The organism is Saccharothrix sp. (assembly GCF_031180885.1).
Classification (GTDB): domain Bacteria; phylum Actinomycetota; class Actinomycetes; order Mycobacteriales; family Pseudonocardiaceae; genus Actinosynnema.
Genome location: NZ_JAPSLK010000039.1, coordinates 1 through 26,747, shown reverse-complemented (window position 1 = coordinate 26,747; position 26,747 = coordinate 1). Strand labels below are relative to the sequence as shown.

The following is a 26,747-nucleotide window of genomic DNA, read 5'->3' as shown; positions in this document are numbered from 1 at the left end:
CCTACGCGCGCAGCGCGGGGCGGCGCAGCGCGGGGCGGCGCAGCGCGGGGCGGCGCAGCGCGGGGCGGCGCGGGGCGGGGCGGCGCGGGGCGGGGCGGGGCGGGGCAGCGCCTGGCTTGTGCCAGGGTGGCCTGGGGGGTGGCGGGTGGGATACCCAACGCAACCCGACAGGCTGAACGCACCCACCCACTCACCCACGCACACGCCCAACACGCGCACCCGAGTAGCCCGACTTGTCGGTCTCCACCCCGAGCAGGCCCTACTCGCCGGCCTCCACACCCGAGCGGCCCACTCGCCGGCCTCCACACAGCAACCGGTCTCCACACGGCAAGAGGGGCGGCCACCTCGCCTTGGTGGCCGCCCCGCTCAAGTCCGTGGGTCAGGCCGCGTAGGGCACCGCCTTGATGAGTGTCACCTTCATCGTGCTGCCGTTGGGCAGCTCGTACTCCCGCGTCTCACCCTCCTTGGCGCCGTTCAGCGCCTTGCCCAGCGGGGACGACGGGGAGTAGACCTCCAGCGAACCGTGGGCGCCTTCCTCGCGGGTGGCCAGCAAGAAGTCCTCGGTCTCGTCGTCGCCCTCGTAACGGACGGTGAGCACCATGCCGGGGGCGGCCACACCGGAGACGGTGGGCGCCTCGCCGACCTTGGCGACGCGCAGCAGTTCCTGCAGCTGCCGGATGCGGGCCTCCTGCTTGCCCTGCTCCTCGCGGGCCGCGTGGTAGCCGCCGTTCTCGCGGAGGTCGCCCTCCTCGCGGCGGGCGTTGATCTCCGCAGCAATGACCGGGCGATTCTCGATCATCTCGTCCAGCTCAGCCTTGAGCCGGTCGTAGGCCTCCTGGGTCAGCCAGGTCACCTCAGTGTCGCTCACGGTCACCAACTCCTCGTCTTGCTCCGGCCCACGGCGTGGGCTGGCAGTTCCCGGGCGCACGCGCCCGGAACGGAAAAACACGGCCCGCGTCGGGGCCGTGCTGAAAGGCCAGAGTAACACGCCTACAACGTTCAGCGACGGTGTTTTGTTCCGAACGGGGCCGTTAAACCCGCAGATCACCCGCTTGGCCGCTACCTCGTGGACAGGTAGGGCGGAACCTGGTAAGAGCAGCCGAACACCTCTCCGGTCGTCGCCTCTTTCGACGTCCGGAGCACGGTCTTGGGATAAACCCGGGTGGCCCCGGGCGGCACCAGCACTTCACGCCGGCCGGCCTCGTCGCCGTCGTCGGACCGGGCCCGCACGATGCACACGACGGGCTTGTCCGGTGTCTCCCGGACGACCTCGAAGGTGATCTCCACCGACCCCGGGTCCAGCACCCGGAACGCGGTCTGCTTCGCCTCGACGGGCGCGGTCCCCAGGTTCTGCCAGCCGACCCACGCCACGAGCGACCCGACCAGCACGGCGATTACGGGCAGTGACCACCGGGCCCACTTCGGCAGGGCACGGCGGGGTTTGCCGTACCGGCCTTCCGGCAGTGCCACTTGCCAACGCCTTCCTGCCCGTGGGGAACAATGGTCCGCGACCACCGCGTTGAGTGTCGCAGGGGCCGCGGCGGCCCCGTCCAGCAGGGCCCGAGGGAGGACCACCACCGTCATGGTTGAGAAGCTGCGCCTGATGGCGGTGCACGCGCACCCGGACGACGAGTCGAGCAAGGGTGCCGCGACGATGGCGCGCTACGTCGCCGAGGGGCACGAGGTCATGGTGGTGACCTGCACGGGTGGCGAGGCGGGCAGCATCCTCAACCCCAAGCTCGCCGACCGGCAGGACGTGCTGGAGAACATCGGCGAGATCCGCCGCGCGGAGATGGCGCGCGCCGCCGAGATCCTGGGCATCCAGCACCGCTGGCTGGGCTTCGTCGACTCGGGCCTGCCCGAGGGCGACCCGCTGCCGCCGCTGCCGGAGGGCTGCTTCGCCCTGACGCCGCTGGAGGAGTCCGTCCCGCCGCTGGTGGCCGTGATCCGCGAGTTCCGCCCGCACGTGATCGTCACGTACGACGAGAACGGCGGCTACCCGCACCCCGACCACATCCGCTGCCACGAGGTGTCCGTGGCGGCCTGGGACGCGGCCGGCGACCCGGACATGTACCCGGAGGCAGGCGTTCCATGGCAGCCGCTGAAGCTGTACTACTCGCACGGCTTCTCGCGCGCCAAGCTGCTCGCGTTCCACGAGGCCATGACCGCGCAGGGCCAGGAGTCCCCGTACGCGGAGTGGCTGGCCGGCTGGGCGGCGGACAAGCCCGACGTGATCGAGCGCGTCACCACCCGCGTCGAGTGCGCCGACTACTTCCCGGTCCGCGACGAGGCCCTGAAGGCCCACGCGACCCAGATCGACCCCGACAGCCGCTGGTTCGCCGTGCCGCTGGAGATGCAGCGGACGGTGTGGCCCACTGAGGAGTACGAACTGGCGCGCTCGCTGGTCGACAGCACGTTGCCCGAGGACGACCTGTTCGCGGGCGTGAGGGAAAAGGTGACGGCGTGAACCCGGTCCCCTGGGACCAGACGACGGCGATGGTGCTGGTGCAGCCCTCGACCACCAAGGACCCCGGCGGTCAGCAGGAGGACTTCGGCAAGTCCTCCCCGCTGGGCCTGCTGATCCTGGTGCTGTTCTTCATCGCGGTGTTCTTCCTGGTCCGTTCGATGAACAAACACCTGCGCAAACTCCCGGCGTCCTTCGACCAACCCGAGGACAAGCCGAAGAAGGACGACTAAACCCGGAGAACCGCACCACCCCGGCGTCGCAGATCACGACGAGCCTGCCGTCGCCGGTCCAGATCAGCGCGCGCGGCACAGACCCAGGTCGACGCCGGCGACCTCGATCGCCGACCCGCCTTCCCGGCACGTCCACACGGTCGGCTACCCGTCGACGTCCCCTACGGCGACCAACGCCCGGTCCTCCTCCGGGAACGCGGTGGCGACGTCGCTGGGCTCCCAGCGCGGGGCATCGGCGGAGTCCAGTTAGGCCGGGGGTCGAGGTCCAGGACCACGGCGTTGCCCAGACGGGCTGGCAGGAGGTTCGAACCGGAGCCTCGCGCGCCGACCCGGGTCCCGACCCGCCCGTCCCGGCACCGTAGAGGTAGCCGGCCAGGTCGTGCGGAGCGTGGTCGCAGCCTCAGCGCGGGTACCACACCCGGCGAGCCGGCACGGAGACCGGTTCGCGCTCCGGCCAGCGCACCGCCGTCAACGCGCCGCCGAACGCGCAACCGGTGTCCAGGCACAGCGTTCCGTTGACCCACACCGGTTCCTCGACCGGCGTGTGTCCATACAGGACGGTTGCGGACCCGCTGTACTCCTCGAACCACGGGTGCCGGACCGGGAAACCGCGCGCGTCGACCTCGCCCGTGCTCTGCCCCCACACGGCCGGCGCCCGCGCCCGCGACGACTCGACCCCGTGGTACCGCTCGGGCAGGCCCGCGTGCGCCACGACCAGGTCACCGCCGTCGAGCACGTAGTGCGGCACGAGCGAGTCCAGGAACTCCAGAACCTCCGCCCGGAAGGCCCCAGTCTCGTGCGCGAGCTGCGCCAGCGACTTCTCCAGGCCGTGCACGACCGTCACGTCCCGGCCCTTCAGCGCCCGCGCCGGCTTGTCGTCGTGGTTCCCGCGCACGCACAGGGCCGTGCCCGCACGCACCATGCCCATCACCAGGCGCAGCACGCCGGGCGTGTCGGGCCCCCGGTCCACCAGGTCGCCGACGAACACCGCAGTCCGCCCGTCGGGGTGCCGAGCACCGTCGTCGGCCACCTCGTAGCCCAGCTCGCGCAGCAGGTGGACCAGCTCGACCCGGCAGCCGTGGACGTCCCCCACCACGTCGAACGGACCGGTCAGGTGCCGCAGGTCGTGGGGCAGGCGCTCGGTGATCTCCACGGGTCCCAGTGTGATCGAACCGGTCCGCGCGCCGCGTGGGAATTACTGTGGACCCATGACGAACCGGCTCGCGTCCTCGACCAGCCCGTACCTGCTCCAGCACGCCGAGAACCCGGTGGACTGGCACGAGTGGTCGCCGGAGGCGTTCGCCGAGGCGCGGGAGCGGGACGTGCCGGTGCTGCTGTCGGTCGGGTACGCGGCCTGCCACTGGTGCCACGTGATGGCGCACGAGTCGTTCGAGGACGAGGCCACCGCCGAGTACATGAACGCGCACTTCGTCAACGTCAAGGTCGACCGCGAGGAACGCCCGGACGTGGACGCGGTGTACATGGCGGTGACGCAGGCGCTGAGCGGGCACGGAGGGTGGCCGATGACGGTCTTCCTGACCCCGGGCGGGGAGCCGTTCTACGCGGGCACGTACTACCCGCCGGTGCCGGGCCGGGGGATGCCGTCGTTCCGGCAGGTGCTGGAGGCGATCGACCACGCGTGGCGTGAGCAGGGCGCGGAGGTGCGCGAGTCGGCGGCGAACATCGTGTCCCAGTTGGCCTTCCGGCCGCTGCCTCAGTCCACTGTGGACGCCGAGGTGCTGTCCGGGGCGGTGGTCTCGCTGCTCGGGCACTTCGACCGGGCGAACGGCGGTTTCGGTGGTGCGCCGAAGTTCCCGCCGTCGATGGTGCTGGAGTTCCTGCTGCGCCACCACGAGCGGACCGGGTCGGTGGAGGCGCTGTCGATGGCGCGGGCGACGTGCGACGCGATGGCCGCGGGCGGGTTGTACGACCAGTTGGCGGGCGGGTTCGCGCGGTACAGCGTGGACGCGTCCTGGGTCGTGCCGCACTTCGAGAAGATGTTGTACGACAACGCTTTGCTGCTGCGCGTTTACACCCACCTGAGCCGGCGCGACCCGTCGCCGCGGTACGCCCAGGTGGTCCGGGAGACCGCCGGGTTCCTGCTGCGGACGCTGACCACGCCGGAGGGCGGGTTCGCCGCGTCGCTGGACGCCGACACCGACGGCGTCGAGGGCCTGACCTACGTGTGGACGCCCGCCCAACTGGCCGAAGTGCTCGGTCCGGTGGAGGGCGCGCGGGCGGCCGTGCTTTACGGCGTGACCGAAGAGGGGACGTTCGAGCACGGCACGTCCACGCTGCGGATGCTCGGCGAGCCCGTGCCGGAGATCGCGGAGAAGCTGTTGGAGGCGCGGGAACAGCGGCCCCAGCCGGGGCTGGACGACAAGGTCGTGACCGCGTGGAACGGCCTCGCGATCACCGCGCTGGCCGAGGCCGGTTCGGTGTTCGGCGAGCCGCGCTGGGTCGCGGCGGCGGCGCGGGCGGCATCGCTGTTGCTGAACCTGCACGTGGTGGACGGGCGGCTGCTGCGGACGTCCCGGGGCGGCGCGGCGGGCACGGCGGCGGGCGTGCTGGAGGACTACGGGTGCTTCGCGGACGGCCTGCTGGCCCTGCACCAGGCGACCGGTGAGCCGCGCTGGTTGACCGAGGCGTGCGCGCTGCTGGACACGGCGTTGGCGCGGTTCGCGGGTGCCGAGCCGGGCGTCTACTACGACACCGCGGACGACGCCGAGGCGTTGGTGCAGCGGCCGTCCGACCCTTCGGACAACGCGAGCCCGTCCGGGGCGTCTTCGTTGGCGTCCGCGCTGGTCACGGCGTCCGTGCTGGGTGCGCCCCGGTCGGCGGAGTACCGGGCGGCGGCCGAGGCGGCGGTGGCGCGCGCGGGTCTGCTGGCGGCGCGGGAACCCCGGTTCGCGGGGCACTGGCTGTCCGTGGCGGAGGCGCTGGAGCACGGGCCGGTGCAGGTGGCGGTGGTCGGCGGTGACCCTGCGCTGGTGTCGACGGCGTGGCGGGGTGTGCACGGCGGCGGGGTGGTGGTGGCCGGCGACCCGGACTCCGCCCCTCTGCTCGCCGACCGCCCGCTGGTCGACGGCGGTCCGGCGGCGTACGTGTGCCGCGGCTACGTCTGCGACCGCCCGGTGACCACCCCGGACGACCTGGCCGCCGCTCTCCAGCGCTAGCGCCCTTCACCGGCGTCTTCACCGGTAGCGAACCGCGGTTGTCTTCCGGCGTTACCGGCGTAGCGTCGTTTGCACTGTAATCGTGTAATCAACGAGGTGGGTGCGTCATGAGACGAGGTTGGGGATCGCGCTGGCAGCAGGCCGAACAGCCGCCCGCGGACGACGCGGCGGCCTGGTTCGCGGGCCGGCTGCCGGACGGTTGGTTCACCGAGGCGCCGACGGTGACCGTGGACCGCGAGGAGATCCTGGTGGTGGGCACCCTCCCGCCGCTGACCGGCGAGTTCGCGGACGAGGCGGAGCAGGCGGCGGCGGAGTCCGGCCGGATCAGCCGGTTCCGCGAGCAGACCCGCGAGGAGCGCATCGAGATCGCCCGCCAGGCCGAACACCGCTACCGCCGCAAGGTCGCGTGGGGTGCCCGGTTGGGTGGCACGGAGGAGCTGTTCACCACCCTGTCGGTGCCCGTGATGACCCGGCTGCGGCAGCCGGAACGCCAGGTCCTGGACACCCTGGTGGCCGCCGGCGTCGCCCGTTCCCGCTCGGAGGCCCTGGCGTGGGCGGTCCGCCTGGTGGGGCAGCACGCGGACACGTGGCTGACCGACCTGCGCGACGCGATGTCCCGCGTGGACGACCTGCGCGCGCAGGGGCCGGACCTGGCGTGATCCGGTAGTCGTGGAGGAGTGGTCGATTACGCCATCGCGTGGGACCTGGATGAGACGTCGTTCCGCGCGCCACCCGCGTGACGTTCAACGGGCCGCGACCGCACGCGTTGCTGGAGGCGACCGACGTGCGCCACGCCCGCCTGAACGGCCACGACGTGCCGTGGGACGGCGCCCGTCTGGTTCTTCATGGAGACGGCGTGCTGAAGGCTCCGGGTCGACCCGTGCACGTCGGTGAACCGCACTTCGACCACCGGCGGGAAGTCGTCGTCCACGCGGCGGGCGGCCCGAGCGCGCAGTGCCGTCACGAGTAGATCGCGAACCAGATGGCGATGTAGTGGCAGAGCGCCGCCAGCACCGTGGCCGCGTGGAAGAACTCGTGGTAGCCGAAGACGTGCGGCCACGGGTTGGGCCAGCGGGAGGCGTAGAAGATCGCGCCGACCGTGTACAGCAGGCCGCCGACCAGCAGCAGGACCAGCGCGCCCACACCCACGTGGTGCAGCAGGTCCGGCAGGACGAAGACCGCCACCCAGCCCAGGGCGATGTAGATCGGGACGCCCAGCCACCGGGGCGCGTGCGGCCAGGCCAGCTTCAGCGTCACGCCGCCCAGCGCGCCCAGCCAGACGACGGCCAGCACGACGTTGCCCGTCGCCGGTTCCATCGCCAGCAGCGCGAACGGCGTGTAGGTGCCCGCGATGAAGACGAAGATCATCGAGTGGTCCAGGCGCTTCATCCACGTGCGCGCCTTCACGCTCACCCAGTTCACCCGGTGGTACAGCGCGCTCACGCCGAACAGGCCGACGACGGTAGCGCCGTAGACGGAGGTGGCCAGGGCCGCTTTCCCGGACACGGTGGCGGCGGCGAGGGTGATCAGGGTCGCGCCCGTCGCGACGGACACCACGAAGGACCAGAAGTGCAGCCAGCCGCGCAGGCGGGGGCGCAGTGCCGGTGCCGGCGGCTCGGGGATCGTCGACGTCGTCACCAGCCCGAGGTTACGGGACCGTAGGGAGGCAGGTCAGCACGCGACGGCGTGACTGCCCCCACCCGGCGTACGCTCTTCCAGCGTGGGTCTTCGCGAACGGGTCAAGAACGTCCTCCTCAGGGGTTACGAGTACCGGCTCAACCGGTGGCTGGACGGGAAGCAACGGCCTCGGCACGTCGGCGTCGTGCTCGACGGGAACCGGCGCTGGGCCAAGGAGGCGGGCTTCACCGACGTCGTCCACGGCCACCGCGTCGGCGCGCGCAAGATCCTCGAACTGCTGAACTGGTGCCGCGAGGCCGAGGTCGAGGTCGTGACCCTGTGGATGCTCTCCACGGACAACCTCAACCGCCCGATCGAGGAACTCGGTCCGCTGCTGGACATCATCGGCGACATCGTCGACGAGATCGCGGAGCCCGGTAACCCCTGGCGCGTCCGCCACGTGGGCGCCCTGGACCTGCTCCCCACCGAAACCGCCGCCCGCCTCTCCGCCGCCTCCCTCCGGACGCGTGATCGGACCGGCTTGGAGGTCAACGTCGCCGTTGGTTATGGCGGGCGTCAGGAGATCGCGGACGCGGTGCGCAAACTGCTCCAGAAGCACGCCGAGTCGGGCGGGACGATCGAGGAGCTGGCGGAGGTCCTGGACGTCGACCACATCGCCGAGCACCTGTACACGTCCGGTCAACCGGATCCGGACCTGCTGATCCGCACGTCGGGGGAGCAGCGGCTGTCGGGGTTCATGCTGTGGCAGTCGGCGCACTCGGAGTTCTGGTTCTGCGAGGCGTACTGGCCGGAGTTCCGCCGGACGGACTTCCTGCGGGCCCTGCGCGACTACGCCCTCCGCCACCGCCGCTTCGGCGGCTGACCCGCGCCCGCCGGGGCCTGCCTTGCCTTTCGACACGGCGGTTGGCGGGCGGCGGGCGGCTTGCGTGTCAGCCGGCGGGCGGCGGCGCGGGGAAGCGGCCCGGTGGTGTGGGGAAGCGGCCGGGTGGTGTGGGGAAGCGGCCGGGTGGTGTGGGGAAGCGGCCGGGTTGGTGTGGCTGGTGGTGGCCTGGGCTTGGCCTCCGGCCCCCGTCTCGATCGTCTCACGCGGGTACGACATCGGTGTGCGTGCGGCTGAGCGGGGCATGTGCCCGGAACGCCGGCGGGTATGGGCACGGAACGCCGGCGGGTATGGGCACGGAACGCCGAGCGGGGCATGTGCCGGAACGGTGAGCGGCGCGTGCGTCTGGAAGACGGGAAGGGACGCCCCGGGTGGGACGCCCCTTCCGCATGTGGCCTGGATCAGCCGTTCTCGCCGTAGAAGTTCGCGTCGTCGCCGTCCACCACGCCGCCCGCGGCGCAGTTGTCGACGAAGATCGGCGAGTTGACCGGGATCGCGAACGCGATCACGCCGGCGCCGACGTTGTTGCCGCAGACGCCGACGACGGCGTTCACGTTGTTGCCGTTGACAGCGGACAGCAAGCCACCGGAGTTGAACTGCGGACCGCTGTTGCCACCGTCCTCCTCCCAGCCGCCGGGGACACCGGTGGCGGCGAACGCGGGCGAACCGAGCATCATGAGGCCGGCCGCGATGCCGGCGATGGCGCCTGCCTTCTTCAGCACGTCAGTTCTCCTTACGTAATGGTCCGAACGGGCGAAAACTATCGAAGATCGCGTGCTGCGGCGCGTCCACTAACACCATTGTGTGAAGTGTGGTCACCGCGCCTCACCGCCAGTGGAGAAAAGCCAGGGGCGCCACCGGTCCGGAAACCGGGCAGCGCCCCTGACGGGAATGCCGTGACGACGGTCAGCCGTCGTTCTCGCCGTAGAAGTTCACGTCGTCGCCGTCGACGATGCCGCCCGCGGCGCAGTTGTCGACGAACACCGGCGAGTTGATCGGGATCGCGGCGGCGATCAAGCCGGCGCCCACGTTGTTACCGCACGCACCCACGACCGCGTTGACGTTGTTGCCGTTGATCGCGCTCAGCAGTGGGCCCTGGTTCCACTGGAAACCTTCGCCGGCGGCGAACGCGGGGGAACCGAGCATCAAGAGGCCCGCCGCGACGCCGATGGCAGCGCCTGCCTTCTTCAGCACTTGAATCTCCTTCGTGTCGGGAATTCCCCCGTACCTTCCGGAGTCTTCGGGGATCTCCGGACGCTGGGGTCCTCAAGGTGAAAAGTTACGCGAACAACCGTCTGGCCGAGCGCCCACGACACCATCGTGTGACGCGGCTTCGTGATCTATCGCCTGTTCCGGTTAATTCCGGCACTTCCGATCCGTCCCTGACGGCCGGTCGTGGTAAAACCGGCGACGATCAGTCGTGGTGCCAGTGGTGGTGGTGGTCGTCCTCGACCTCGATCTCGGCTTCCGTGTTCTCGCAGTTGTAGCTGCTGATCGGCACGATCGGGATCTCGACGTTGACGAGCTGGATGACCTCGATGTTGCAGACGTTGACCTGGTCGAGGATCTCCGAGTCGTCGACGTTCACCAGACCCACCTGGTCGGTGTGGTCGATGTCGTCGATGTCACGGGCGCTGCCGACCACGCGGTCGATGTCGTCGGAACCCGGCTCACCCGCGAAGGCGGGGGAAGCCATGAGCAGCATTCCGGCGGTGATCGCGGCGAGAGCGCCAACCTTCTTCAGCATGCAACTACTCCCTAGGTGTTTTATCGTTCCGACGACATGCGCGTCGTGGACGGTGGTGGTGCGCGGTTGGTCGTACCGGGCGGAAAGGGCGGGACACGAAGCTCGCCGCCGCCGCCCTTTCCGCGCGCACGGCGCTACGTTGCGACCCGCGGTGCGGAGGTCAGTCCTCGACCTCGACCTCGACCTCGGTGTTCTCGCAGTTGTAGCTGTCGATCGGCACGATCGGCAGTTCGACGTTGACGAGCTGGATGACCTCGATGTTGCAGACGTTCAGCTGCTCGACGATGTCGGTCTCTTCGAGGTTGACCAGGCCGACCTGCTCGGTCACGTCGATGTCGTCTTCAGCGAACGCGGGGGAGCCGATTGCCATCAGGGCCGCGGTGATCGCGGTCGCCGCAGCTGCCTTCTTGAACACGCGAATGTCTCCTTGAGGTGTAACGTCCGAAGAGTTCGGAAGCACGCGCGAGATGTTGTGGTGCGGCTTCCGGGTGTGGACCATACCCACGGGTGTCTCCCCGCAGCTACCGACGCCATACTATTGAGCGAATTTCCGGAGCTGTTTCGCTCTATCGGTGGAATTTTTCGCAAATCAATGGTTTGAGCCGGTTCGCGGGCGTTGTTCCTGGTTGACGTAGGCTCCCCCACCTATGGACGCCGGAGAGCTGGTGCGGGAGTACCTCCTGCTCGGGTTGCGCCTCGACCGGCTGCACCCCGGTCTGGTCGACTCCTACACGGGCGACCGCGCCCTGCGGCGGGCCGTGGCCGACGAGCCCCGCCCGCATCCCGCCACGCTCGCCGAACGCGCCGCGCTGCTGCGCCGCGAACTGCCCGGCACGGACCTCGCACCGGACCGCAAACGCTTTCTGGACGCCCACCTGACCGCCGTCGAGTGCACCGCGCGCAAGCTCGCCGGCGTGCGGGTCCCGTTCGTCGAGGAGGTCCGCGCCTACTTCCAGGTCGACGTCCGGCCCGGTGACGAGGACGCCTACCGCCGCGCCCACGCCCTGCTGGACGAGGCCCTGCCCGGCGGCGGGTCGCTGGGCGAGCGGCTGGCCGACCACCGCGCCGCCGACGAGATCCCGTCGCGCCGGCTCAAGGGCGCCGTGCACGCCCTGTCCAGCGCCCTGCGCGACCTCGTCCGCGACCGGTTCGCGCTGCCGCCGGAGGAGGTCGTGGAGTACGAGATCGTCGGCGACAAGCCGTGGAGCGGGTTCAACTACTACCTGGGTGGCTTCCGGTCCAGGGTCGCGATCAACGCCGACCTCGGCCACCGCATGTCCAACCTGCCGCACCTGGTGGCGCACGAGTCCTACCCCGGCCACCACACCGAGCACTGCCGCAAGGAGGTCGGCCTGGTCGGCAAGCGCGGCCACCTGGAGCAGGGCATCTTCCTGATCAACACGCCGCAGTGCCTGATGGCGGAGGGCATGGCCGAACTGGGCCTGCACGCCGTGGTCGGGCCGGGCTGGGGCCGCTGGACCGCCGCCATCCTGCGCGACCTGGGCCTGCGCATGGACGGTGACCAGGCCGAACGGGTCGAGGCGGCGGTCGCCGGGCTGCTCACCGTGCGGCAGGACGCGGCGCTGATGCTGCACGACCGGCGCGCGTCCCAGGACGACGTCGTGGCCTACCTGCGCCGCTGGCTGCTGGTGCCCGAACGGCGGGCGCGGCACATGGTCCGGTTCCTGGCCGACCCGCTGTGGCGCGCCTACACCACCACCTACGTCGAAGGTGCCAAGCTGGTGCGCGCGTGGTTGGACCTGCGTCCAGCCACTGAGACGCTGCCTGAGCGCTACCTGAGACTTCTGGACGAGCCGATGGTGCCCGCGACGCTGCGCCGCGACTTGCGCGACGCGGTCCCGTGGTTGCCGCTCGACGCAGGGTGACGGTCGCTGCGCGGAGTGGCGCACCCGCGCTGAGCTGCGCGGACGACGCCGCGTTGCCAGTGTGTGACGGCCGGTTGTCGCAATCGGGCCGGTTGTCCCGCAATCTTTACGCCGTTTGGCGGCTACGTGACGAATTGGCGAATCACCTGTGTGGCTGCCTGCAGGATGGGTACTTCCGCAGGTAACTTCCGAATTGGCGGGCCGCGTCCACTGCGGACCGCGCAGGGAGGCTCCGATCGTGGCTGTGTGCGCGAGGGGGCCGGCACCCGGCCCTCGTGGGCGGTGCGCCTGACGGCGTGCCGTTCGATCGGGGTGGTGCCTGGCCCAGCGAGGAGCGGACGCGGGTGCCGCGTTCGTGAAGGAGTTGCCGTGAACGCACGACGACCCGCGAGCCGTTCCTCAGGCTCATCGCGCAGCACGTCCCGGCGCCGAGGTGCGCCGACCTCCCATACCTACGTGGTGGATACGTCCGTCCTGCTGTCCGACCCGCTGGCCACGACCCGCTTCGCCGAGCACCAGGTGGTGCTGCCGCTGGTGGTCATCAGCGAGTTGGAGGGCAAGCGGCACCACCCGGAGCTGGGCTGGTTCGCCCGGGAAGCGCTGCGCCTGCTCGACGACCTGCGCCTGGCGCACGGCCGGCTGGACCACCCGGTCCCGATCGGTGACGTGGGCGGCACGCTGCGCGTCGAGCTGAACCACTCCGACCCGGAGGTGTTGCCCGCGGGTTTCCGCACGGACTCCAACGACGCCCGGATCCTGGCCTGCGCGCTCAACCTCGCGGCCGAGGGCGAGCACGTCATCCTCGTCACCAAGGACATGCCACTGCGGGTCAAGGCCGGCGCGGTGGGCCTGGCGGCCGAGGAGTACCGCGCCCACGACGTCACTTTGTCCGGTTACACCGGAATGTCCGATGTGGACGTGGACCAGTCGGTGGTCGACGCGCTCTACCGGGACGGCACGATCGACCCGGCCGAGCACGACATCGCGCACGTCGCCGAACTGCCGTGCCACAGCGGGTTGCGGATGCTCGCGGGCACCTCCAGCGCGCTGGGCCGGGTGACCCCGGACAAGCGGGTCCGGCTGGTGCGCGGCGACCGGGAGGCGTTCGGGCTGCACGGCCGGTCCGCCGAGCAGCGCGTGGCCCTGGACCTGTTGCTGGACACCGAGGTCGGCATCGTCTCGCTGGGCGGACGGGCCGGCACCGGGAAGTCCGCGCTCGCGCTGTGCGCGGGCCTGGAGGCGGTCATGGAACGCCGCCAGCACCGCAAGGTCGTCGTGTTCCGGCCGCTGTACGCGGTGGGCGGGCAGGAACTCGGGTACCTGCCGGGTTCCGAGAGCGAGAAGATGCAGCCGTGGGCGCAGGCGGTGTTCGACACCCTCGGCGCCCTGGTCAGCCAGGACGTGGTCGAGGAGGTCATGGACCGGGGGATGCTGGAGGTCCTGCCCTTGACCCACATCCGCGGCCGGTCGCTGCACGACTCGTTCGTGATCGTGGACGAGGCGCAGTCGCTGGAGCGCAATGTCTTGCTGACGGTGCTGTCGCGGTTGGGCGCGAACTCGCGGGTGGTGCTGACGCACGACGTGGCGCAGCGCGACAACTTGAGGGTCGGGCGGCACGACGGCGTGGCGGCGGTGATCGAGAAGCTCAAGGGGCACCCGTTGTTCGCGCACGTGACGTTGACGCGGTCGGAGCGCTCGCCGATCGCGGCCCTGGTGACGGAGATGCTGGAGGACTACCACTCCTGATGCCGTGCTGAAGGGGGCTCCTCGCCACGGCGGGGAGCCCCCTTTGCTCCTGCTCGCGCGTGTTCGGAGCCGAGCCGTTCGAGGGTGACGCGCGGGTGGCGGAGGAAATCGGGTCAGTCCAGGGCGCGGCGGAGGAAGCCGCGGATGCCCAACGCGCCGAAGCCGGCGATCGACACGACCAGCACCACCAGGCAGATCCACAGGGGGATGTGGGGGACGTCCGGGGCCAGCACAGCGCGCGTTCCCTCGCTGACGTAAGTGAGCGGGTTCAAGGCGCAGACGACCTGGAACCAGCGCAGGCCGTCCAGCTCCGTCCACGGGAACTGCGCGGAACCGGTGAACAGCAACGGGGTCAAAATGACCGCGAACATCACCGTGATGTGCCGCGGCGACACCGACGTGCCGATCACCATCCCCACCGCCGCGCCCGCCAGCGAGCCGAGCACGATCACCACCAGCGCCACCGGCAGCCCGGACAGCGGCCACGTCACGTCCAGCATCAGGAACCCGATCGGCACCATCAGCACCGCCGCCAGCAGCCCGCGCAGCGCCCCGAACACCATCTTCTCCACCGCCACCAACGGGATCGGGATGGGCGCGAGCAGCCGGTCCTCGATCTCGCGGGTCCACGAGAAGTCCAGCACCAGGGGCAGGGTGGTGTTCTGGAGGGCGCCCAGGAAGCCGTTCATCGCGACGATCCCGGGCAGCAGCACGGCCGCGAAGTCGCCGTGCACGAAGCCGATGTCGCCGAGCACCTTGGCGAAGATGAACAGGATGAAGAACGGCTGGATGATCACCTGCGCGAGGAAGCTCGGCAGCTCCCGGCCGGTGACGAAGACGTCCCGCCACATCAGGGCCGCGAACGTCCGGGTGGCGGTGGTGGTGGTCATCGCAGCTCCCGGCCGGTGAGGTGGATGAACACGTCCTCCAGGCTCGGCGTGCCGATCGCCAGGTCGGTGACCGCGCAGTCCAGGCGTTCCAGCGTCCGCAGCACCTCGGGCAGCGCGGCGGCCGGCGCGACGTCGGTGAACAGCCGGAACAGGCTCGCGTCGGCCACGTGCTCGACCCGCTGGACCCCGGGCAGGGCGAGCAGGGCCTGCTGGACGGGTTCGGGGCCGGTGCCGTTCAGGCTCACCGTGACGCTGAGCGTGGTGCTGCCGGGCAGGGTCGCGGTGAGCGCGTCCGGGGTGTCCAGGGTGAGCAGCTTGCCGTGGTCGACGATGCCGACGCGGTCGCACAGCTTGTGCGCCTCGTCCATGTCGTGCGTCGTCAGCACGACCGTCACGCCCTCCGCGTGCAGCGCCGCCACCCGGTCGTGCACGAACAGCCTCGCCTGCGGGTCGAGACCGGTCGACGGCTCGTCGAGGAACAGCACGCGGGGCCGGTGCATCAGGGCGCGGGCGATCATCAGCCGCTGCGCCTGGCCGCCGGACAACGTGTCCACCAGCGCCTTCGCGTGGTCCTGGAGACCCATGCGGGCCAGCACCTCGTCGGCCAACCGGTGCCGCTCGGCGCGTCCCACGCCGTGGTAGGCGGCGTGGAACAGCAGGTTCTGCCGGACGTTCAGCGCCCGGTCCAGGTTGTTGCGCTGCGGCACCACGGCCAGCAGCTGCCGCGCCCGCCGCGGGTCGCGGACGACGTCGACGCCCTCCACCAGGGCGACGCCCGACGTCGGCCGCACCCTGGTGGTCAGGACGCCCACGGTGGTCGTCTTGCCCGCGCCGTTGGGCCCGAGCAGGCCGAAGACCTCGCCGCGGCGGACCGTGAAGCTCAGCCCGTCCACGGCGGGACTCCGGCCCGGCTTGTAGACCTTCACCAGGTCCGACACCGCCACGGCAACGTCCACAAGGGCCAGCGTAGGCCGGATCACCCACCCGCAGGCGGCGACCGACCCTCCGGTGACCAGCCCGCGACGGTGACCGGCCCGCAGCCGGTGATCGGCCCGCAGCCGGTGATCGGCCCGCAGCCGGTGATCGGCCCGCAGCCGGTGATCGGCCCGCAGCCGGTGATCGGCGATCGCCGGCGCCCGCGGGCGGTGGCCGGCGATCACCCGCCCGCGGTCACCAGCCGGCGGGCAGGGGGCGGCCTTCCGCGAAGCCGGCGGCGGACTGGATGCCCAGCGTCGCGCGCTCGTGGAACTCCTCCACCGTCGACGCGCCCGCGTAGGTGCACGCCGACCGCACGCCCGCGGTGATCGAGTCCAACAGGTCCTCCACGCCGGGACGGGTCGGGTCCAGCCGCATCCGGGACGTCGAGATGCCCTCCTCGAACAGCCCCTTCTTGGCCCGCTCGAACGCGTTGTCGGTGCGGGTCCGCGCGCTGACGGCCCGCTTGGACGCCATGCCGAACGACTCCTTGTAGAGCCGGCCCTGCTCGTCGCGGTGCAGGTCGCCCGGGGACTCGTAGGTGCCCGCGAACCACGACCCGACCATCGCCGCGCTCGCGCCGGCGGCCAGGGCGAGGGCGACGTCGCGCGGGTGCCGCACACCGCCGTCCGCCCAGACGTGCTTGCCCATCGCCCGCGCCTGCGCGGCGCACTCGGCGACGGAGGAGAACTGCGGCCGACCGACACCGGTCATCATCCGCGTGGTGCACATGGCGCCGGGCCCGACGCCAACCTTGACCACGTCCGCGCCGGCCTCGACGAGGTCCCGCACACCCTCGGCGGTGACCACGTTGCCCGCGACGACGGGCACCGTCGGCGAGGCGTCCCGCACCGCCTTGAGCGCCGAGATCATCTTCTCCTGGTGCCCGTGCGCGGTGTCCACGACCAGCGTGTCCACCCCGGCCTTCAGCAGTTCTTCCGCCTTGGCACGCACGTCGCCGTTGACCCCGATCGCGGCCGCGACCCGCAGCCGACCCTCGGCGTCCAGCGCCGGCGTGTACACCTCGGCCCGCAACGCCCCGAGCCCGGTCATGATGCCGCGGAGCCGCCCGTCGCCGTCGACGCCGAGCGCCACCCGGTGCGTGTTGTCGCCGAGCCGGTCGAACACGTCCCGCGGCGGGGTGTCCAGGGCGAGGGCGACCACCCGCCGGTCGGCCACGTCGTGCAGGCGGGTGAAGCGGTCCACCCCGGTGCACGCGGCCTCGTCCACGACGCCGAGCGGCCGACCGTCCTCGTCGACCACGACGACCGCGTTGTGGGCGCGCTTGTGGATGAGGTTGAGGGCGTCGGCCACGGAGTCGCCGGGCGCGAGCGTGAGCGGCGTGTCCCACACGGGGTGCCGCTCCTTGACCCAGGACACGATCTCGGCGACCGCGTCCGGCGCCACGTCCTGCGGGAGCACCACCAGCCCGCCGCGCCGAGCCACGGTCTCGGCCATCCGCCGCCCGGCCACGGCGGTCATGTTGGCCACGACGATCGGGATGGTGGCCCCGGTGCCGTCGGAGGTCGAGAGGTCCACGCCGAACCGCGACTCGACGGCCGAGCGGCTGGGGACCAGGAAGACGTCGTCGTACGTCAGGTCGTAGCTGGGCGCATGCCCTTCGATGAATCGCACGAAACTTTGACACTACCCGCTGGAACGGCGTCCCGCCCTTGGTCATGAGCCCCAATCACACGGTCCGTCAAGGCCCTTCGGTTGTGCGATCCTCCAAGCCCGCCCGGCTACCCGCTCGTGTGGCGTACCCGACGGGGACCGATCGGCACTGGGCGCTGGTCGAGTTGGCGGTTGCCGCGGCCGGGCTCGCCGTACCGGACGGGCTGCGGAGCCGGGTGCGGGGTGGCCAAGGTCAGGTCGGTAGGTCGGGTGGGGTCGGGGGTTTGGGGAGGAGGGCTCGGACCGAATCGATGGTGTCGGCCTCCGACGCGTCCTTGTCCGGGCGGTACCGCAGGACTCGGGCGAAGCGGAGGGCCACGCCGCCCGGGTAGCGGGGGCTGACCTGGACGCCGTCCAGTTCGATCTCGATCACCAGTTCCGGCCGCACGGTGACCACCCAGTCGGTCTTCTCCGTCGCCAGCGCCATCAGCTCGCGCGTCTGCCACGCCAGCAGCTCGTCGGTCAGCCCCTTGAACGTCTTCCCGACCATGATCGGCGGCCCGCCGTCCGGGTCCCGCGCGCCCAGGTGCAGGTTCGACAGCAGGCCCCGCCGCCGGCCGCTGCCCCACTCGACGCCGAGCACCACCAGGTCGAGGGTGTGCACCGGCTTCACCTTCTGCCACGACCGGCCCCGCCGACCCGCCGCGTACACCGACTCCAGCGCCTTGACCATCACCCCCTCGTGCCCGGCGGACAGCGCGTTCGACAGCACCGCCTCCGCCTGCTCCGCGGAGGGCGACACCACACCGGGGATCACGTGCGCCCCCGCCACCCGCCGCAACGCCTCCAGCCGCTCGGACAGCGGCGCGTCCAGCAGGTCCACGCCGTCCAGGTGCAGGCAGTCGAAGAAGAACGGGCTCAGCAGCAACTCCCGCGCGTCCTGCGCGCCGAAGCGGCTCATCGTCTCCTGGAACGGCCGCGGCTTGCCGTCGTCGTTCAACGCCAGCGTCTCGCCGTCCAGCACCACCGACGTGCACGGCAGCCCCTGGACCAGCTCCACCAGCTCCGGCACCGTTCGGGTGATCTCGCGCAACGTCCGGGTGAAAATCCGCACGCTCTCACCCGACCGGTGGACCTGGATCCGCGCCCCGTCGAGCTTGTGCTCCACCACGCACGCGCCCAGCTCCGCCAACGCGGCGTCCAGCGATTCCGCCGGTGACGCCAGCATCGGCCGCACCGGACGGCCCAGTTCCAGCCGGAACGACCCCAGGTTCCCGGCCAGCGCCGCCACGGCCGTGTCCGGCATGCTCCCCGACAGCATGAACGCCCGCCGCACGTCCTCGCCCGGCGCGTCGGCCGCCCGGGCGATCGCGTCGAGCATCACGCCCTCCAGCGCGCCCTGCCGCAGCTCACCGGTCAGCAGCCGGCGCAGGAAGTCCTGCTCGGCGGCCGTCGCACGCCCGAACAGCGAGGTCAACGCCGCCACCCGGCGCTGCGCCGACCCCTTGCCCGAGATCGCCGCGTACTCCCCAAGCGCCTGGTCCACCTCGTCGACCGTCAGCGTCGGTGCCGGCGCGGGCTGCGGGGTCACGTCGAAAACCGTGCGGTAGCCCGCCCCGATGCGCCCCTGGCTGGGCACGCCGATCAGGAACGACACGACCGCGGGCGTCGTCATCCGCCGCACCAGTTCGGCCAGCGCGGCGACCTTGGCCAGGCGCGACCGCGTGGCCGCCACCGCGGCGGACGTCTCGACCACCTCACTGAACAGCACGATGACCATGGTGCACCGGGGGTACGACAAAAGCCGGTTGGACGATCGCGCAAAACGAGGGGGCGGAATTGTGCGAGCGTCTAGCAGAGCGAATGCATCTCCTGGACCGCTCGCCGTAGCCGGTCGGGAGTGAGGGCGGCGTAGCCGAGGACCAGGCCGGGGAACGTGGGCACGCGGGTGTAGTCCGACAGTGGTGGTGCGTTGATGCCGGCTTGGGCCAGGCGTCGGGAGAGTGCGGTGTCGTCGGTGTTGTCGGGTAGGCGCAGGACGACGTGCAGGCCGGCTGCGACGCCGATGGGGGTCCAGTCGGGGCGGACGCGGGCGAGTTCGTCGAGCAGGGCGTCGCGGCGGGCCCGGTAGAGCTGGCGGGTGCGGCGGAGGTGGCGGTCGTAGCCGCCGGTGCGCAGGAGCTGGGCGAACGCGGCCTGGTGGAGGGTGCCGCTGCCCAGGTCGTCGAGGCGCTTGCGCTCGACGACGGCCGCGCGCAGCGGCGGCGGCAGGACCAGCCAGCCCAGGCGCAGCGCCGGGGCCAGGACCTTGCTGGAACTGCCCTGGTAGGCGACGTGCGCCGGGTCGAGCGCCTGCATCGCGCCGGTCGCCGGGCGGTCGTAGCGGTGTTCGGCGTCGTAGTCGTCCTCGATGACGACGGCGTCGCGCTCGCGTGCCCAGTCGAGCAGGGCGCGGCGGCGGTCGGGGTGCAGGACCACGCCGAGCGGGAACTGGTGCGCGGCCGTGACGAGGACCGCACGCGTGTCCACTGTGGACAAATCGGAAACGCGGAGTCCCTTGTCGTCCACGGGGATCGGGTGCAGGTCGAGGCCGTGCGAGCGGAGCATGTCGGCCGCGCCGAAGTGGCTGGGCTCCTCGATGGCGATGCTGGTGTGCCCGGCGGCGCGCAGGACGCGGCCGAGCAGCGAGATGCCCTGGGCGGCGCCGTTGACGACCACCACGTCCGACGGGTGCGCGGCGACGGCGCGGACCCGGCCGAGGTAGTCGGCGAGTTCCTTGCGCAGTGGGGCGAAGCCGGCCGGGTCGGGGTAGCCGAGGTCGTCGGCGGTGAGGGCGTTCAGCGCGGTGCGGTTGGCCTGGAGCCACTCGTCGCGCGGGAACGCGCTGAGCGCCGGCACGCCGGGGCGGAGGTCGAAGCGCCACGGCGGCGGGTGCTCGGGGGCGGCGGGGAAGGTGTTGGGCCAGTCGCAGGCGGCGGTGACGGTGGTGCCCGAGCCGCGCTTGGCCTCCAGGTAGCCCTCGCCGATGAGCTGGGTGTAGGCGGAGGTGACCGTGCCGCGGGCGACGCCGAGCTGGTCGGCCAGGTCGCGGCTGGACGGCAGCCGGGTGCCCGGCTTGAGCCGGCCCTCGCGCACGGCGCGCCGCAGCTCGGACTCCACGGCGCGGCGGCCGGTGAGCCCGCCGGGGAGCAGCAGCTCGCGGAAAGTGGTCCAGTTGGCGGCCATTGAATTGGAGCTTAAACGTGGACCACTCGTCGGTGAAGGTTGCCGGCATGAACCGTGTGAGAGTCGGCGTGGCGTCCGGGGCGTTGGGATCGCTGATCGTGGGGGCGTCGGTGCCGGTGACCGGCATGCTCCAGGGGTATCCGCTGCTGTCCGGGCAGGCGTTGCGGTACGGCTTGGGTGGTGTCGTGCTGCTGGGGTGGGTCCTGGCGCGGGGCGGGCGGCTGCCGGTGCCGCGGGGGCGGGACTGGGTGGCGCTGAGCGCGTTGGTGGGGCTGGGGATGCTCGGGTTCAACGCGTGCGTGCTCTACGCGCAGCGGTACGCCGAGCCGGGGTTCGTGGCGGCGGTGCTGGGGGCGAGTCCGCTGGTGCTGGCGCTGGTGGCGCCGTTGGTGGCGGGGCGGCGGCCGGCTCTGGGGGCGGTCGTGGGCGCGGTGTTCGTGGTGGGTGGTGTGGTGGTGCTGTCCGGTGGTGGGTCGTGGCGGGGGCCCGGGCTGGTGCTGGCGGTGTTGACGATGCTGGGGGAGGCGTCGTTCACGCTGTTCGCGGTGGGGGTGGTGCGGCGGATGGGCGGGGTCGCGGTGGCCACGTGGTGCTGCTTCCTGGCGGCCGGCGCGGGCGGGGTGCTGGGGACGTTCGTGGGCGGGTGGCAGGTGCCGACGGTGCGCGAGGGGGTGGCGCTGGTGGTGCTGGCGGTCGTGGTGACGGCGGTGGCGTTCGGGCTGTGGTACTTCGCGGTGGGGCGGTTGGGGGCGGACCGGGCGGGGGTGTTGATCGGGCTGATGCCGGTGGCCGGGTTGGGGGCGGCGGTGGTGTTGGGGGCGCAGGGGTTGACCGTGGTGGGGGTCGTGGGGGCGGTGGCGGTGGCGGCCGGGTGCGTGATCGGGCTGCGGCGGAGTGGGGCGAGCCCGGCTGGGGCCGAGCGGGCCGGCGCGGGGCGGGCTGGCGCGGGGCGGGCTGGCGCGGAGCGGGCTGGGGCGGGGCGGGCCGGCGCGGAGCAGGCTGCCGCGGAGCGGGCTGGGGCGGGGCAGACGGGGGCGGCGGGGGCCGGGGTGGGGTCGGCTGGGCAGCCCTCGACCGGGGCGGGGCCGACTGACGAGCCCCCGACTGCAAGCCTGCCAGAGGGCACCGACATTCCAGCCGTGCGGCGCTGAGGAAGCGTTGAGAAGAGGAGGCGCGGGAGGGGCGGGGGCGGCGGCGTGGCGGGGGAGGGCGGGGTTGAGGGCCGCCCTCCCGGGGTTGGATCAGCCGCCGTTGGCCATGCGGAGGACGTCGAGGGCCTCGTCCAGCTGGGCCTCGGTGAGCTTGGCCGGCACGTGGCCACGCTCCAGGACCACCTCGCGGATGGTCTTGCGCTCCTTCAGCGACTGCTTGGCGATCGACGCCGCCTCCTCGTACCCCAGGTAGCGGTTGAGCGGGGTCACGATGGACGGGGACGACTCGGCGTACTCGCGCATCCGGTCGGTCTGCGGTTCCGTCCCCACCAACACCTTGTCGGCCAGGAGACGTGCCACGGCGGCCAGGAGGCGGGCCGACTCCAGGACGTTGCGGGCGATGACCGGGAGCATCACGTTGAGCTGGAAGTTGCCCTGGGAACCCGCGAAGGCCACCGCCGCGTCGTTGCCGATGACCTGGGCGACGACCATCATCGTCGCCTCCGGGATCACCGGGTTGACCTTGCCGGGCATGATCGACGAGCCCGGCTGGAGGTCCGGCAGGGCCAGTTCGCCCAGTCCGGTTCGGGGTCCCGAACCCAGCCACCGCAGGTCGTTGGCGATCTTGAACAGGCTCACCGCGGTCGCGCGCAGCTGGCCCGAGGCCTCCACGACGCCGTCCTGGGTGGCCTGCGCCTCGAAGTGGTCGCGGGCCTCGGTCAGGGGCAGACCGGTCACGGCGGCGAGTTCCGCCGAGACGGCCGCGCCGAAGCCCTCGGGGGCGTTCAGGCCACTGCCGACGGCCGTGCCGCCGATGGGCAGCTCCGCCAGTCGGGGCAGGCTCGCGGTGAGCCGTTCGACGCCGTAGCGGACCTGCGCGGCCCACGCGCCGGCCTCCTGGCCCAGGGTCACCGGCACGGCGTCCATGAGGTGCGTGCGGCCCGACTTCACCAGGCCGGACCACTCCGCCGCCTTGGCCTCCAGGGTCTGCGCGAGGTGCTCCAGGGCCGGGATCACGTCCTTGGCCACCGCCTCGGTCGCGGCCACGCGCAGGGTCGTCGGGAAGGTGTCGTTGGACGACTGCGAGGCGTTGACGTGGTCGTTCGGGTGCACGTCCCGGCCCAGTGCCCGGGTCGCGAGGGTCGCGATGACCTCGTTGGCGTTCATGTTCGACGACGTCCCGGAGCCGGTCTGGAAGACGTCGACCGGGAAGTGGGCGTCGTGCGCACCCTCGGCGACCTCGTCGGCGGCCGACGCGATCGCCCGCGCCACGTCGGCGGGCAGCACGCCCAGCCGCTCGTTCACCCGCGCCGCGGCGGCCTTGAGCAGGCCCAGCGCCCGGATCTGCGCCCGTTCCAGACCCCGGCCGGAGATCGGGAAGTTCTCCACCGCGCGCTGCGTCTGCGCCCGCCACAGCGCGTCCGCCGGCACCCGGACCTCGCCCATCGTGTCGTGCTCGACGCGGTACTCCTGTTCAGCCATACCACCGAGTTTGGACTGCCTCTCCTTACTGGGCACAGTGGCCTGGAACACCTATGGTCGAGGTATGGACCTAGAGGTCGACCTGCTCATCGTCGGAGCCGGCCCCACCGGACTGTTCGCGGCCTACTACGCGGGTTTCCGAGACCTGTCCGTCGCGCTGGTCGACTCGCTGCCGGAGGCGGGCGGGCAGATCACCGCGATGTACCCCGAGAAGATGATCTTCGACGTGGCCGGGTTCCCCGCCGTGCGCGGGCGCGAACTGGTCACCGCCCTGGTCGCGCAGGCCGACCAGTGGAGCCCCACCTACCTGCTCGGCCGGCAGGCCCGGACCTTGTCCAGTGTGGACGATCGGTTGGAGGTCGGGCTGGCCGACGGTGCGGTGGTGCGCGCTGGGGCGGTGCTGATCACGGCGGGTATCGGCGAGTTCAAGCCGCGGCCGTTGCCGGCTGGTGACGGGTGGATGGGCCGCGGGGTGGTGCACTTCGTGCCGACGTTGAACGTCCACACCGGACAGGACGTGGTGGTGGTCGGTGGTGGGGATTCGGCGTTCGACTGGGCGTTGGCGCTGCACCCGATCGCGAAGAGCGTGACGCTGGTGCACCGGCGGTCGACGTTCCGCGCCCACCCGCCGACCGTGCGGCAGGTCCGCGATCTGGGGATCGAGATCATCACGGACGCCGAGGTGTTGGAGCTGCGGGGTGATGAATCCGTGGCGGAGGTGGAGCTGGGGTTGAAGGGCGGCGACCGCAAGGTGCTGCCCGCGCAGACCGTCGTGGCCGCGCTCGGCTTCACCGCCGACCTCGGCCCGATCGAGTCGTGGGGCGTCGAGCTGGACCACCGGGCGATCGTCGTGGACACCACCATGCGCACCGCGCGGGACCGGGTCTACGCGGCGGGCGACGTCGCGCAGTACCCGGGGAAGGTGAAGCTCATCGCCACCGGCTTCGGCGAGGCGGCCACGGCGGTCAACAACATCGCCGTCGTGCTCAACCCCGCCGCCCACCTGTTCCCGGGGCACTCGAGCAACGCGGGCTGACGTTGCGGGCTGACGTTGCGGGCTGACGTTCAGGGCACTACTTGGACCTGCTCACCGACGAACAGGTTGTCGAAGAAGGTCACCGCGGCCTCGTGCGAGAGGCGCACGCAGCCGTGGGACAGTTCCGTCAGGCTGCCCTCGTGGAACGCGATACCCGAATGGGTGAAGTAGACCGAGTACGGCATCGGCGCGTTGTACGGGACGCTCCAGTCGTCCTTCACCTTGCGCAGCACCGGGAACGTGCCGGTGGGCGTCTCGTGGCCGGGGCGCCCGTGCGTCACCGGAACGGGTCCGTAGCTCAGGTTGCCCCGGTAGATCAGCCACGCCTGGTTGGTGGACAGCTTCAGGCACGCACCGTCCGGGATGTCGCAAGGCGTGCCGGTCGAAGCGCTGGCGGGTGCCGCGAGGCCTGCCGTGAACGTCAGGGCCAGCGCGGCAGCCAAGGTGCCGAGCTTCCTCATCGCGAATCACTCCCTCACCCACTCGGCTACCCCGGGTGAGGGCCGGTCCAACCTCGGTCGGAGGTCGTGGCTGGGTACAGCCCGTCAGGCGACGACCTGCACCTGTTCGCCCGAGTGGAGGCTGTTGAAGTACTTGATGGCGGCCTCCATGGACAGGTGGATGCAGCCGTGCGACTCCTCGGTCAAGCTGCCCTCGTGGAACGCGATGCCGTAGTCGGTGAAGTAGACCGAGTACGGCATGGGTGCGTTGTTGTAGACGCGGCTGACCTCGTTCTTCACCTTGTGCAGAACGGGGAAGTAGCCGACCGGGGTCTCGTAGCCGGGGCGGCCGGAGGTGATCGGGACCGGGCCGTACTCCACCTTGCCGCCGCTGATCAGCCAGGACTCGTTGGTGGACAGGCGGATGCACGCGCCATCGGTGATGTCGCAGGGGGTGCCCTCGACGGTGACCGGAGGGGGCGGGGGAGCGGGCTGCGGGGTCGGCGTCTCGGAGACCGGGGACGAGGTGGGAGTCGGTGCCGAGGAGGAGGTGGTGGAGGAGTGGGTCGAGGACGACGGCGGCGTCGAGGACTGGTCCGATGTGGACGTGGCGGACGGTTGACCTGTTCCGCACGCTGTCACGGTTGCCAGGAAAGCGATTGCCACCAGTGCGGTCTTGCGCATCGCGCACCCCCGGGGTTGTTGCGGTATCTGCCCTGGAGACGCCACCCGACCGGCGTTGGTTGCCGCGCGGTTGTAACGAAACGGGAAGGGCCGTCCCGCGCGGTGGCGGGACGGCCCTTCCGGTGTGTGCCTTGCGGACTACACGGCGCCCGCGTACTGGCTGATCCAGGAGCGGAACGCCGGGACGTCCATGTAGATCGACGGACCGGTCGCGCAGGTGGAGCTGTTGTTGCCCGCGCGGCTGGTGGCGCCGATGAGCTGCCACGTGCCGTTCACCGACTTGATCTGCGGGCCGCCCGAGTCGCCGTAGCAGGCGCCCGAGTTGCCGTTCGGGTTGTTCGTGCAGATCTCGTAGGTGCCGTAGATGCCGTAGCAGCTGCTGTCGGACACGATCGAGGTGTTCAGCTCCTGCAGCGTGATCGGCGCGCCGCCGCAACCACGCGGGGCGCAGGTCTGGCCCCAGCCGATGATCCGGGTGGCGGTGCCGACCGGGCCCGAGGTGGACGCCACGGTGATCGGCGCCTGGCTGACGCTGGTGGCCAGCCGGACGAGCGCGATGTCGTAGCTCGGGTGGTTGACGATCTGGGCGCCCGACGCGACCGAGCCGCCACTGGTGCGGTTCGTCGAGCCGATGCGGGCCCGGATGGACGAGGCGGACCGGCCCTGGACGCAGTGCTTGGCCGTCACGACCCAGTTCGCCTTGATGAGCGAACCACCGCAGAAGTGGCTGCCCGAGGTGCTCTGCAGGGACACCATGAACGAGTAGACCTGCGTGGCGTTCCCACCGCCGACGATGTACGGGGTCAGCTCGCCTTCGTCGGACGGGGCCGCCGCCGCCCCACCCGCCGCCGCGAACGCCGCCCCGATCGCAACCGCGAACGCGGTGAACAGGGTACGAACCTTCATCATTTCCTCTCCGCGCCCGGCGCAGGGATGCCGGGACACGGATCGGAAACTAGGGAGGGTGGCCGGATGATCACTACATCCGTTCGGCCGGTAACAACCCGTTGACCGTTGACAGCCGGGCGTCAGTGTCCGCTTTTCGGACGGATGCCGCGCTGGCGCTTTGGGGTGCGCTGCGCGCTCTCAAGACGGACGCGCTGCGCGCTCTCAAGATGAACGCGCTGCGCGCTCTCAAGATCAAAAGCGGCGCTCGCCGCGCGGCAGGCCCCCGGGGGGTGGAAGGGCGTCGGTTCGTCCCCCGTACGGCCTGCCGGAGGCAACCACCCTTCGCCCTTCTTGGCAACCGGAAAAGCTGGTTGCCAAGAAGGGCGAAGCACGGTTGGGCTGCGCCCAGGCCGTACGGGGGACGAACCGAGGCCCCGCTGTGGCTTGGCAAGCCCAGGAGCGCCCGCGGCGCAAAAGCAGCGCCTGCGGCGCAAAAGCAGCGCCTGCGGCGCAAAAGCAGCGCCTGCGGCGCAAAAGCAGCGCCTGCGGCGCAAAAGCAGCGCCTGCGGCGCAAAAGCAGCGCCTGCGGCGC

26 protein-coding genes and 2 pseudogenes are annotated in these 26,747 nt (G+C 71.4%); 11 read left to right on the top strand and 17 right to left on the bottom strand.

What is annotated here, in order from left to right; all coding sequences use genetic code 11:
- Window positions 1-379 precede the first annotated feature (379 nt).
- Together greA and RIN75_RS31300 are read right to left on the bottom strand one after the other, a co-directional pair.
- On the bottom strand, window positions 380-874 hold the full coding sequence (gene greA / locus RIN75_RS31305) for a transcription elongation factor GreA (protein WP_309115651.1): 495 nt from the start codon (window positions 872-874) through the stop codon (window positions 380-382).
- 185 nt (window positions 875-1,059) lie between these two features.
- The gene (locus tag RIN75_RS31300) at window positions 1,060-1,470 is read right to left on the bottom strand and encodes a DUF4307 domain-containing protein (RefSeq protein ID WP_309115650.1); all 411 of its coding nucleotides are present in this window, start codon (window positions 1,468-1,470) and stop codon (window positions 1,060-1,062) included.
- Between the two features lie 112 nt (window positions 1,471-1,582).
- Here RIN75_RS31300 and mca point away from each other — a divergent pair, with 112 nt between their 5' ends.
- Entirely contained in the window at window positions 1,583-2,467 is an 885-nt protein-coding gene (gene mca / locus RIN75_RS31295) for a mycothiol conjugate amidase Mca (RefSeq protein WP_309115649.1), read from the top strand.
- A gap of 29 nt (window positions 2,468-2,496) precedes the next feature.
- A pseudogene (locus RIN75_RS31290) lies at window positions 2,497-2,676 on the top strand (hypothetical protein); the annotation flags it as partial.
- Window positions 2,677-3,106: 430 nt separating this feature from the next.
- On the opposite strand, the pseudogene RIN75_RS31285 reads toward RIN75_RS31290, so the two are convergent.
- Window positions 3,107-3,877, bottom strand: a pseudogene (locus RIN75_RS31285) (metallophosphoesterase); the annotation flags it as partial.
- Window positions 3,878-3,905: 28 nt separating this feature from the next.
- Here RIN75_RS31285 and RIN75_RS31280 point away from each other — a divergent pair.
- The 3 genes from RIN75_RS31280 (at window position 3,906) to RIN75_RS31270 (ending at window position 6,843) form a co-directional block, all read left to right on the top strand.
- Window positions 3,906-5,873 (top strand): thioredoxin domain-containing protein, encoded by a 1,968-nt coding sequence (locus RIN75_RS31280; protein ID WP_309115648.1) that lies wholly within the window; start codon window positions 3,906-3,908, stop codon window positions 5,871-5,873.
- Between the two features lie 107 nt (window positions 5,874-5,980).
- Window positions 5,981-6,532 (top strand): hypothetical protein, encoded by a 552-nt coding sequence (locus tag RIN75_RS31275; protein ID WP_309115647.1) that lies wholly within the window; start codon window positions 5,981-5,983, stop codon window positions 6,530-6,532.
- Window positions 6,533-6,609: 77 nt separating this feature from the next.
- Entirely contained in the window at window positions 6,610-6,843 is a 234-nt protein-coding gene (locus RIN75_RS31270) for a hypothetical protein (RefSeq protein WP_309115646.1), read from the top strand.
- Here the strand turns inward: RIN75_RS31270 and RIN75_RS31265 are convergent.
- Entirely contained in the window at window positions 6,834-7,514 is a 681-nt protein-coding gene (locus RIN75_RS31265; protein WP_309115700.1) for a hemolysin III family protein, read from the bottom strand. The genes RIN75_RS31270 and RIN75_RS31265 overlap by 10 nt on opposite strands.
- A 79-nt stretch (window positions 7,515-7,593) precedes the next feature.
- Here RIN75_RS31265 and RIN75_RS31260 point away from each other — a divergent pair, with 79 nt between their 5' ends.
- A complete protein-coding gene (locus RIN75_RS31260; RefSeq protein ID WP_309115645.1) occupies window positions 7,594-8,373 on the top strand; it encodes an isoprenyl transferase in 780 nt (259 codons plus the stop codon).
- A gap of 419 nt (window positions 8,374-8,792) precedes the next feature.
- On the opposite strand, the gene RIN75_RS31255 is transcribed toward RIN75_RS31260, so the two are convergent.
- The 4 genes from RIN75_RS31255 to RIN75_RS31240 form a co-directional block, all read right to left on the bottom strand.
- Window positions 8,793-9,113, bottom strand: a complete 321-nt coding sequence (locus RIN75_RS31255) for a hypothetical protein (RefSeq protein WP_309115644.1) — start codon at window positions 9,111-9,113, stop codon at window positions 8,793-8,795.
- Window positions 9,114-9,297: 184 nt separating this feature from the next.
- On the bottom strand, window positions 9,298-9,585 hold the full coding sequence (locus tag RIN75_RS31250; RefSeq protein WP_309115643.1) for a hypothetical protein: 288 nt from the start codon (window positions 9,583-9,585) through the stop codon (window positions 9,298-9,300).
- A gap of 220 nt (window positions 9,586-9,805) precedes the next feature.
- Window positions 9,806-10,138, bottom strand: coding sequence for a hypothetical protein (locus RIN75_RS31245; RefSeq protein ID WP_309115642.1), 333 nt, complete (start codon window positions 10,136-10,138; stop codon window positions 9,806-9,808).
- A 160-nt stretch (window positions 10,139-10,298) separates the two neighbouring features.
- Entirely contained in the window at window positions 10,299-10,553 is a 255-nt protein-coding gene (locus RIN75_RS31240; RefSeq protein WP_309115641.1) for a hypothetical protein, read from the bottom strand.
- A gap of 232 nt (window positions 10,554-10,785) precedes the next feature.
- Between RIN75_RS31240 and RIN75_RS31235 the strand changes: the two genes are divergently transcribed.
- Window positions 10,786-12,024: a DUF885 domain-containing protein gene (locus RIN75_RS31235; protein WP_309115640.1), complete on the top strand. Its 1,239-nt coding sequence runs from the start codon at window positions 10,786-10,788 to the stop codon at window positions 12,022-12,024.
- A 456-nt stretch (window positions 12,025-12,480) separates the two neighbouring features.
- Complete coding sequence (locus RIN75_RS31230; protein WP_309115639.1) at window positions 12,481-13,770, top strand: PhoH family protein; 1,290 nt, start codon at window positions 12,481-12,483, stop codon at window positions 13,768-13,770.
- Window positions 13,771-13,883: 113 nt separating this feature from the next.
- On the opposite strand, the gene RIN75_RS31225 is transcribed toward RIN75_RS31230, so the two are convergent.
- From RIN75_RS31225 to RIN75_RS31205, 5 genes are all read right to left on the bottom strand, one after another.
- Window positions 13,884-14,660 (bottom strand): ABC transporter permease, encoded by a 777-nt coding sequence (locus RIN75_RS31225; RefSeq protein WP_309115638.1) that lies wholly within the window; start codon window positions 14,658-14,660, stop codon window positions 13,884-13,886.
- The gene (locus RIN75_RS31220; protein WP_309115637.1) at window positions 14,657-15,616 is read right to left on the bottom strand and encodes an ABC transporter ATP-binding protein; all 960 of its coding nucleotides are present in this window, start codon (window positions 15,614-15,616) and stop codon (window positions 14,657-14,659) included. The genes RIN75_RS31225 and RIN75_RS31220 overlap by 4 nt, the downstream gene beginning before the upstream one ends.
- Before the next feature lie 214 nt (window positions 15,617-15,830).
- On the bottom strand, window positions 15,831-17,270 hold the full coding sequence (locus RIN75_RS31215; RefSeq protein WP_309115636.1) for a GuaB1 family IMP dehydrogenase-related protein: 1,440 nt from the start codon (window positions 17,268-17,270) through the stop codon (window positions 15,831-15,833).
- A gap of 232 nt (window positions 17,271-17,502) precedes the next feature.
- Window positions 17,503-19,020, bottom strand: coding sequence for an ATP-dependent DNA ligase (locus RIN75_RS31210; protein ID WP_309115635.1), 1,518 nt, complete (start codon window positions 19,018-19,020; stop codon window positions 17,503-17,505).
- Between the two features lie 80 nt (window positions 19,021-19,100).
- On the bottom strand, window positions 19,101-20,474 hold the full coding sequence (locus tag RIN75_RS31205) for a PLP-dependent aminotransferase family protein (RefSeq protein ID WP_309115634.1): 1,374 nt from the start codon (window positions 20,472-20,474) through the stop codon (window positions 19,101-19,103).
- A gap of 47 nt (window positions 20,475-20,521) precedes the next feature.
- Between RIN75_RS31205 and RIN75_RS31200 the strand changes: the two genes are divergently transcribed.
- Window positions 20,522-21,625, top strand: coding sequence for a DMT family transporter (locus tag RIN75_RS31200; protein WP_309115633.1), 1,104 nt, complete (start codon window positions 20,522-20,524; stop codon window positions 21,623-21,625).
- A 90-nt stretch (window positions 21,626-21,715) separates the two neighbouring features.
- On the opposite strand, the gene RIN75_RS31195 is transcribed toward RIN75_RS31200, so the two are convergent.
- On the bottom strand, window positions 21,716-23,107 hold the full coding sequence (locus RIN75_RS31195; RefSeq protein WP_309115632.1) for a class II fumarate hydratase: 1,392 nt from the start codon (window positions 23,105-23,107) through the stop codon (window positions 21,716-21,718).
- 64 nt (window positions 23,108-23,171) lie between these two features.
- Here RIN75_RS31195 and RIN75_RS31190 point away from each other — a divergent pair, with 64 nt between their 5' ends.
- A complete protein-coding gene (locus RIN75_RS31190; protein ID WP_309115631.1) occupies window positions 23,172-24,143 on the top strand; it encodes an NAD(P)/FAD-dependent oxidoreductase in 972 nt (323 codons plus the stop codon).
- Window positions 24,144-24,172: 29 nt separating this feature from the next.
- Here the strand turns inward: RIN75_RS31190 and RIN75_RS31185 are convergent, their stop codons facing one another.
- Together RIN75_RS31185 and RIN75_RS31180 are read right to left on the bottom strand one after the other, a co-directional pair.
- On the bottom strand, window positions 24,173-24,604 hold the full coding sequence (locus RIN75_RS31185) for a L,D-transpeptidase (protein WP_309115630.1): 432 nt from the start codon (window positions 24,602-24,604) through the stop codon (window positions 24,173-24,175).
- 84 nt (window positions 24,605-24,688) lie between these two features.
- Window positions 24,689-24,964: a L,D-transpeptidase gene (locus RIN75_RS31180; RefSeq protein ID WP_375296047.1), complete on the bottom strand. Its 276-nt coding sequence runs from the start codon at window positions 24,962-24,964 to the stop codon at window positions 24,689-24,691.
- A 43-nt stretch (window positions 24,965-25,007) separates the two neighbouring features.
- On the opposite strand from RIN75_RS31180, the gene RIN75_RS31175 reads away from it, so the two are divergent.
- Entirely contained in the window at window positions 25,008-25,205 is a 198-nt protein-coding gene (locus tag RIN75_RS31175; RefSeq protein ID WP_309115702.1) for a hypothetical protein, read from the top strand.
- Between the two features lie 200 nt (window positions 25,206-25,405).
- Here the strand turns inward: RIN75_RS31175 and RIN75_RS31170 are convergent, their stop codons facing one another.
- The gene (locus tag RIN75_RS31170; protein WP_309115629.1) at window positions 25,406-26,173 is read right to left on the bottom strand and encodes a serine protease; all 768 of its coding nucleotides are present in this window, start codon (window positions 26,171-26,173) and stop codon (window positions 25,406-25,408) included.
- Between the last annotated feature and the right edge of the window lie 574 nt (window positions 26,174-26,747).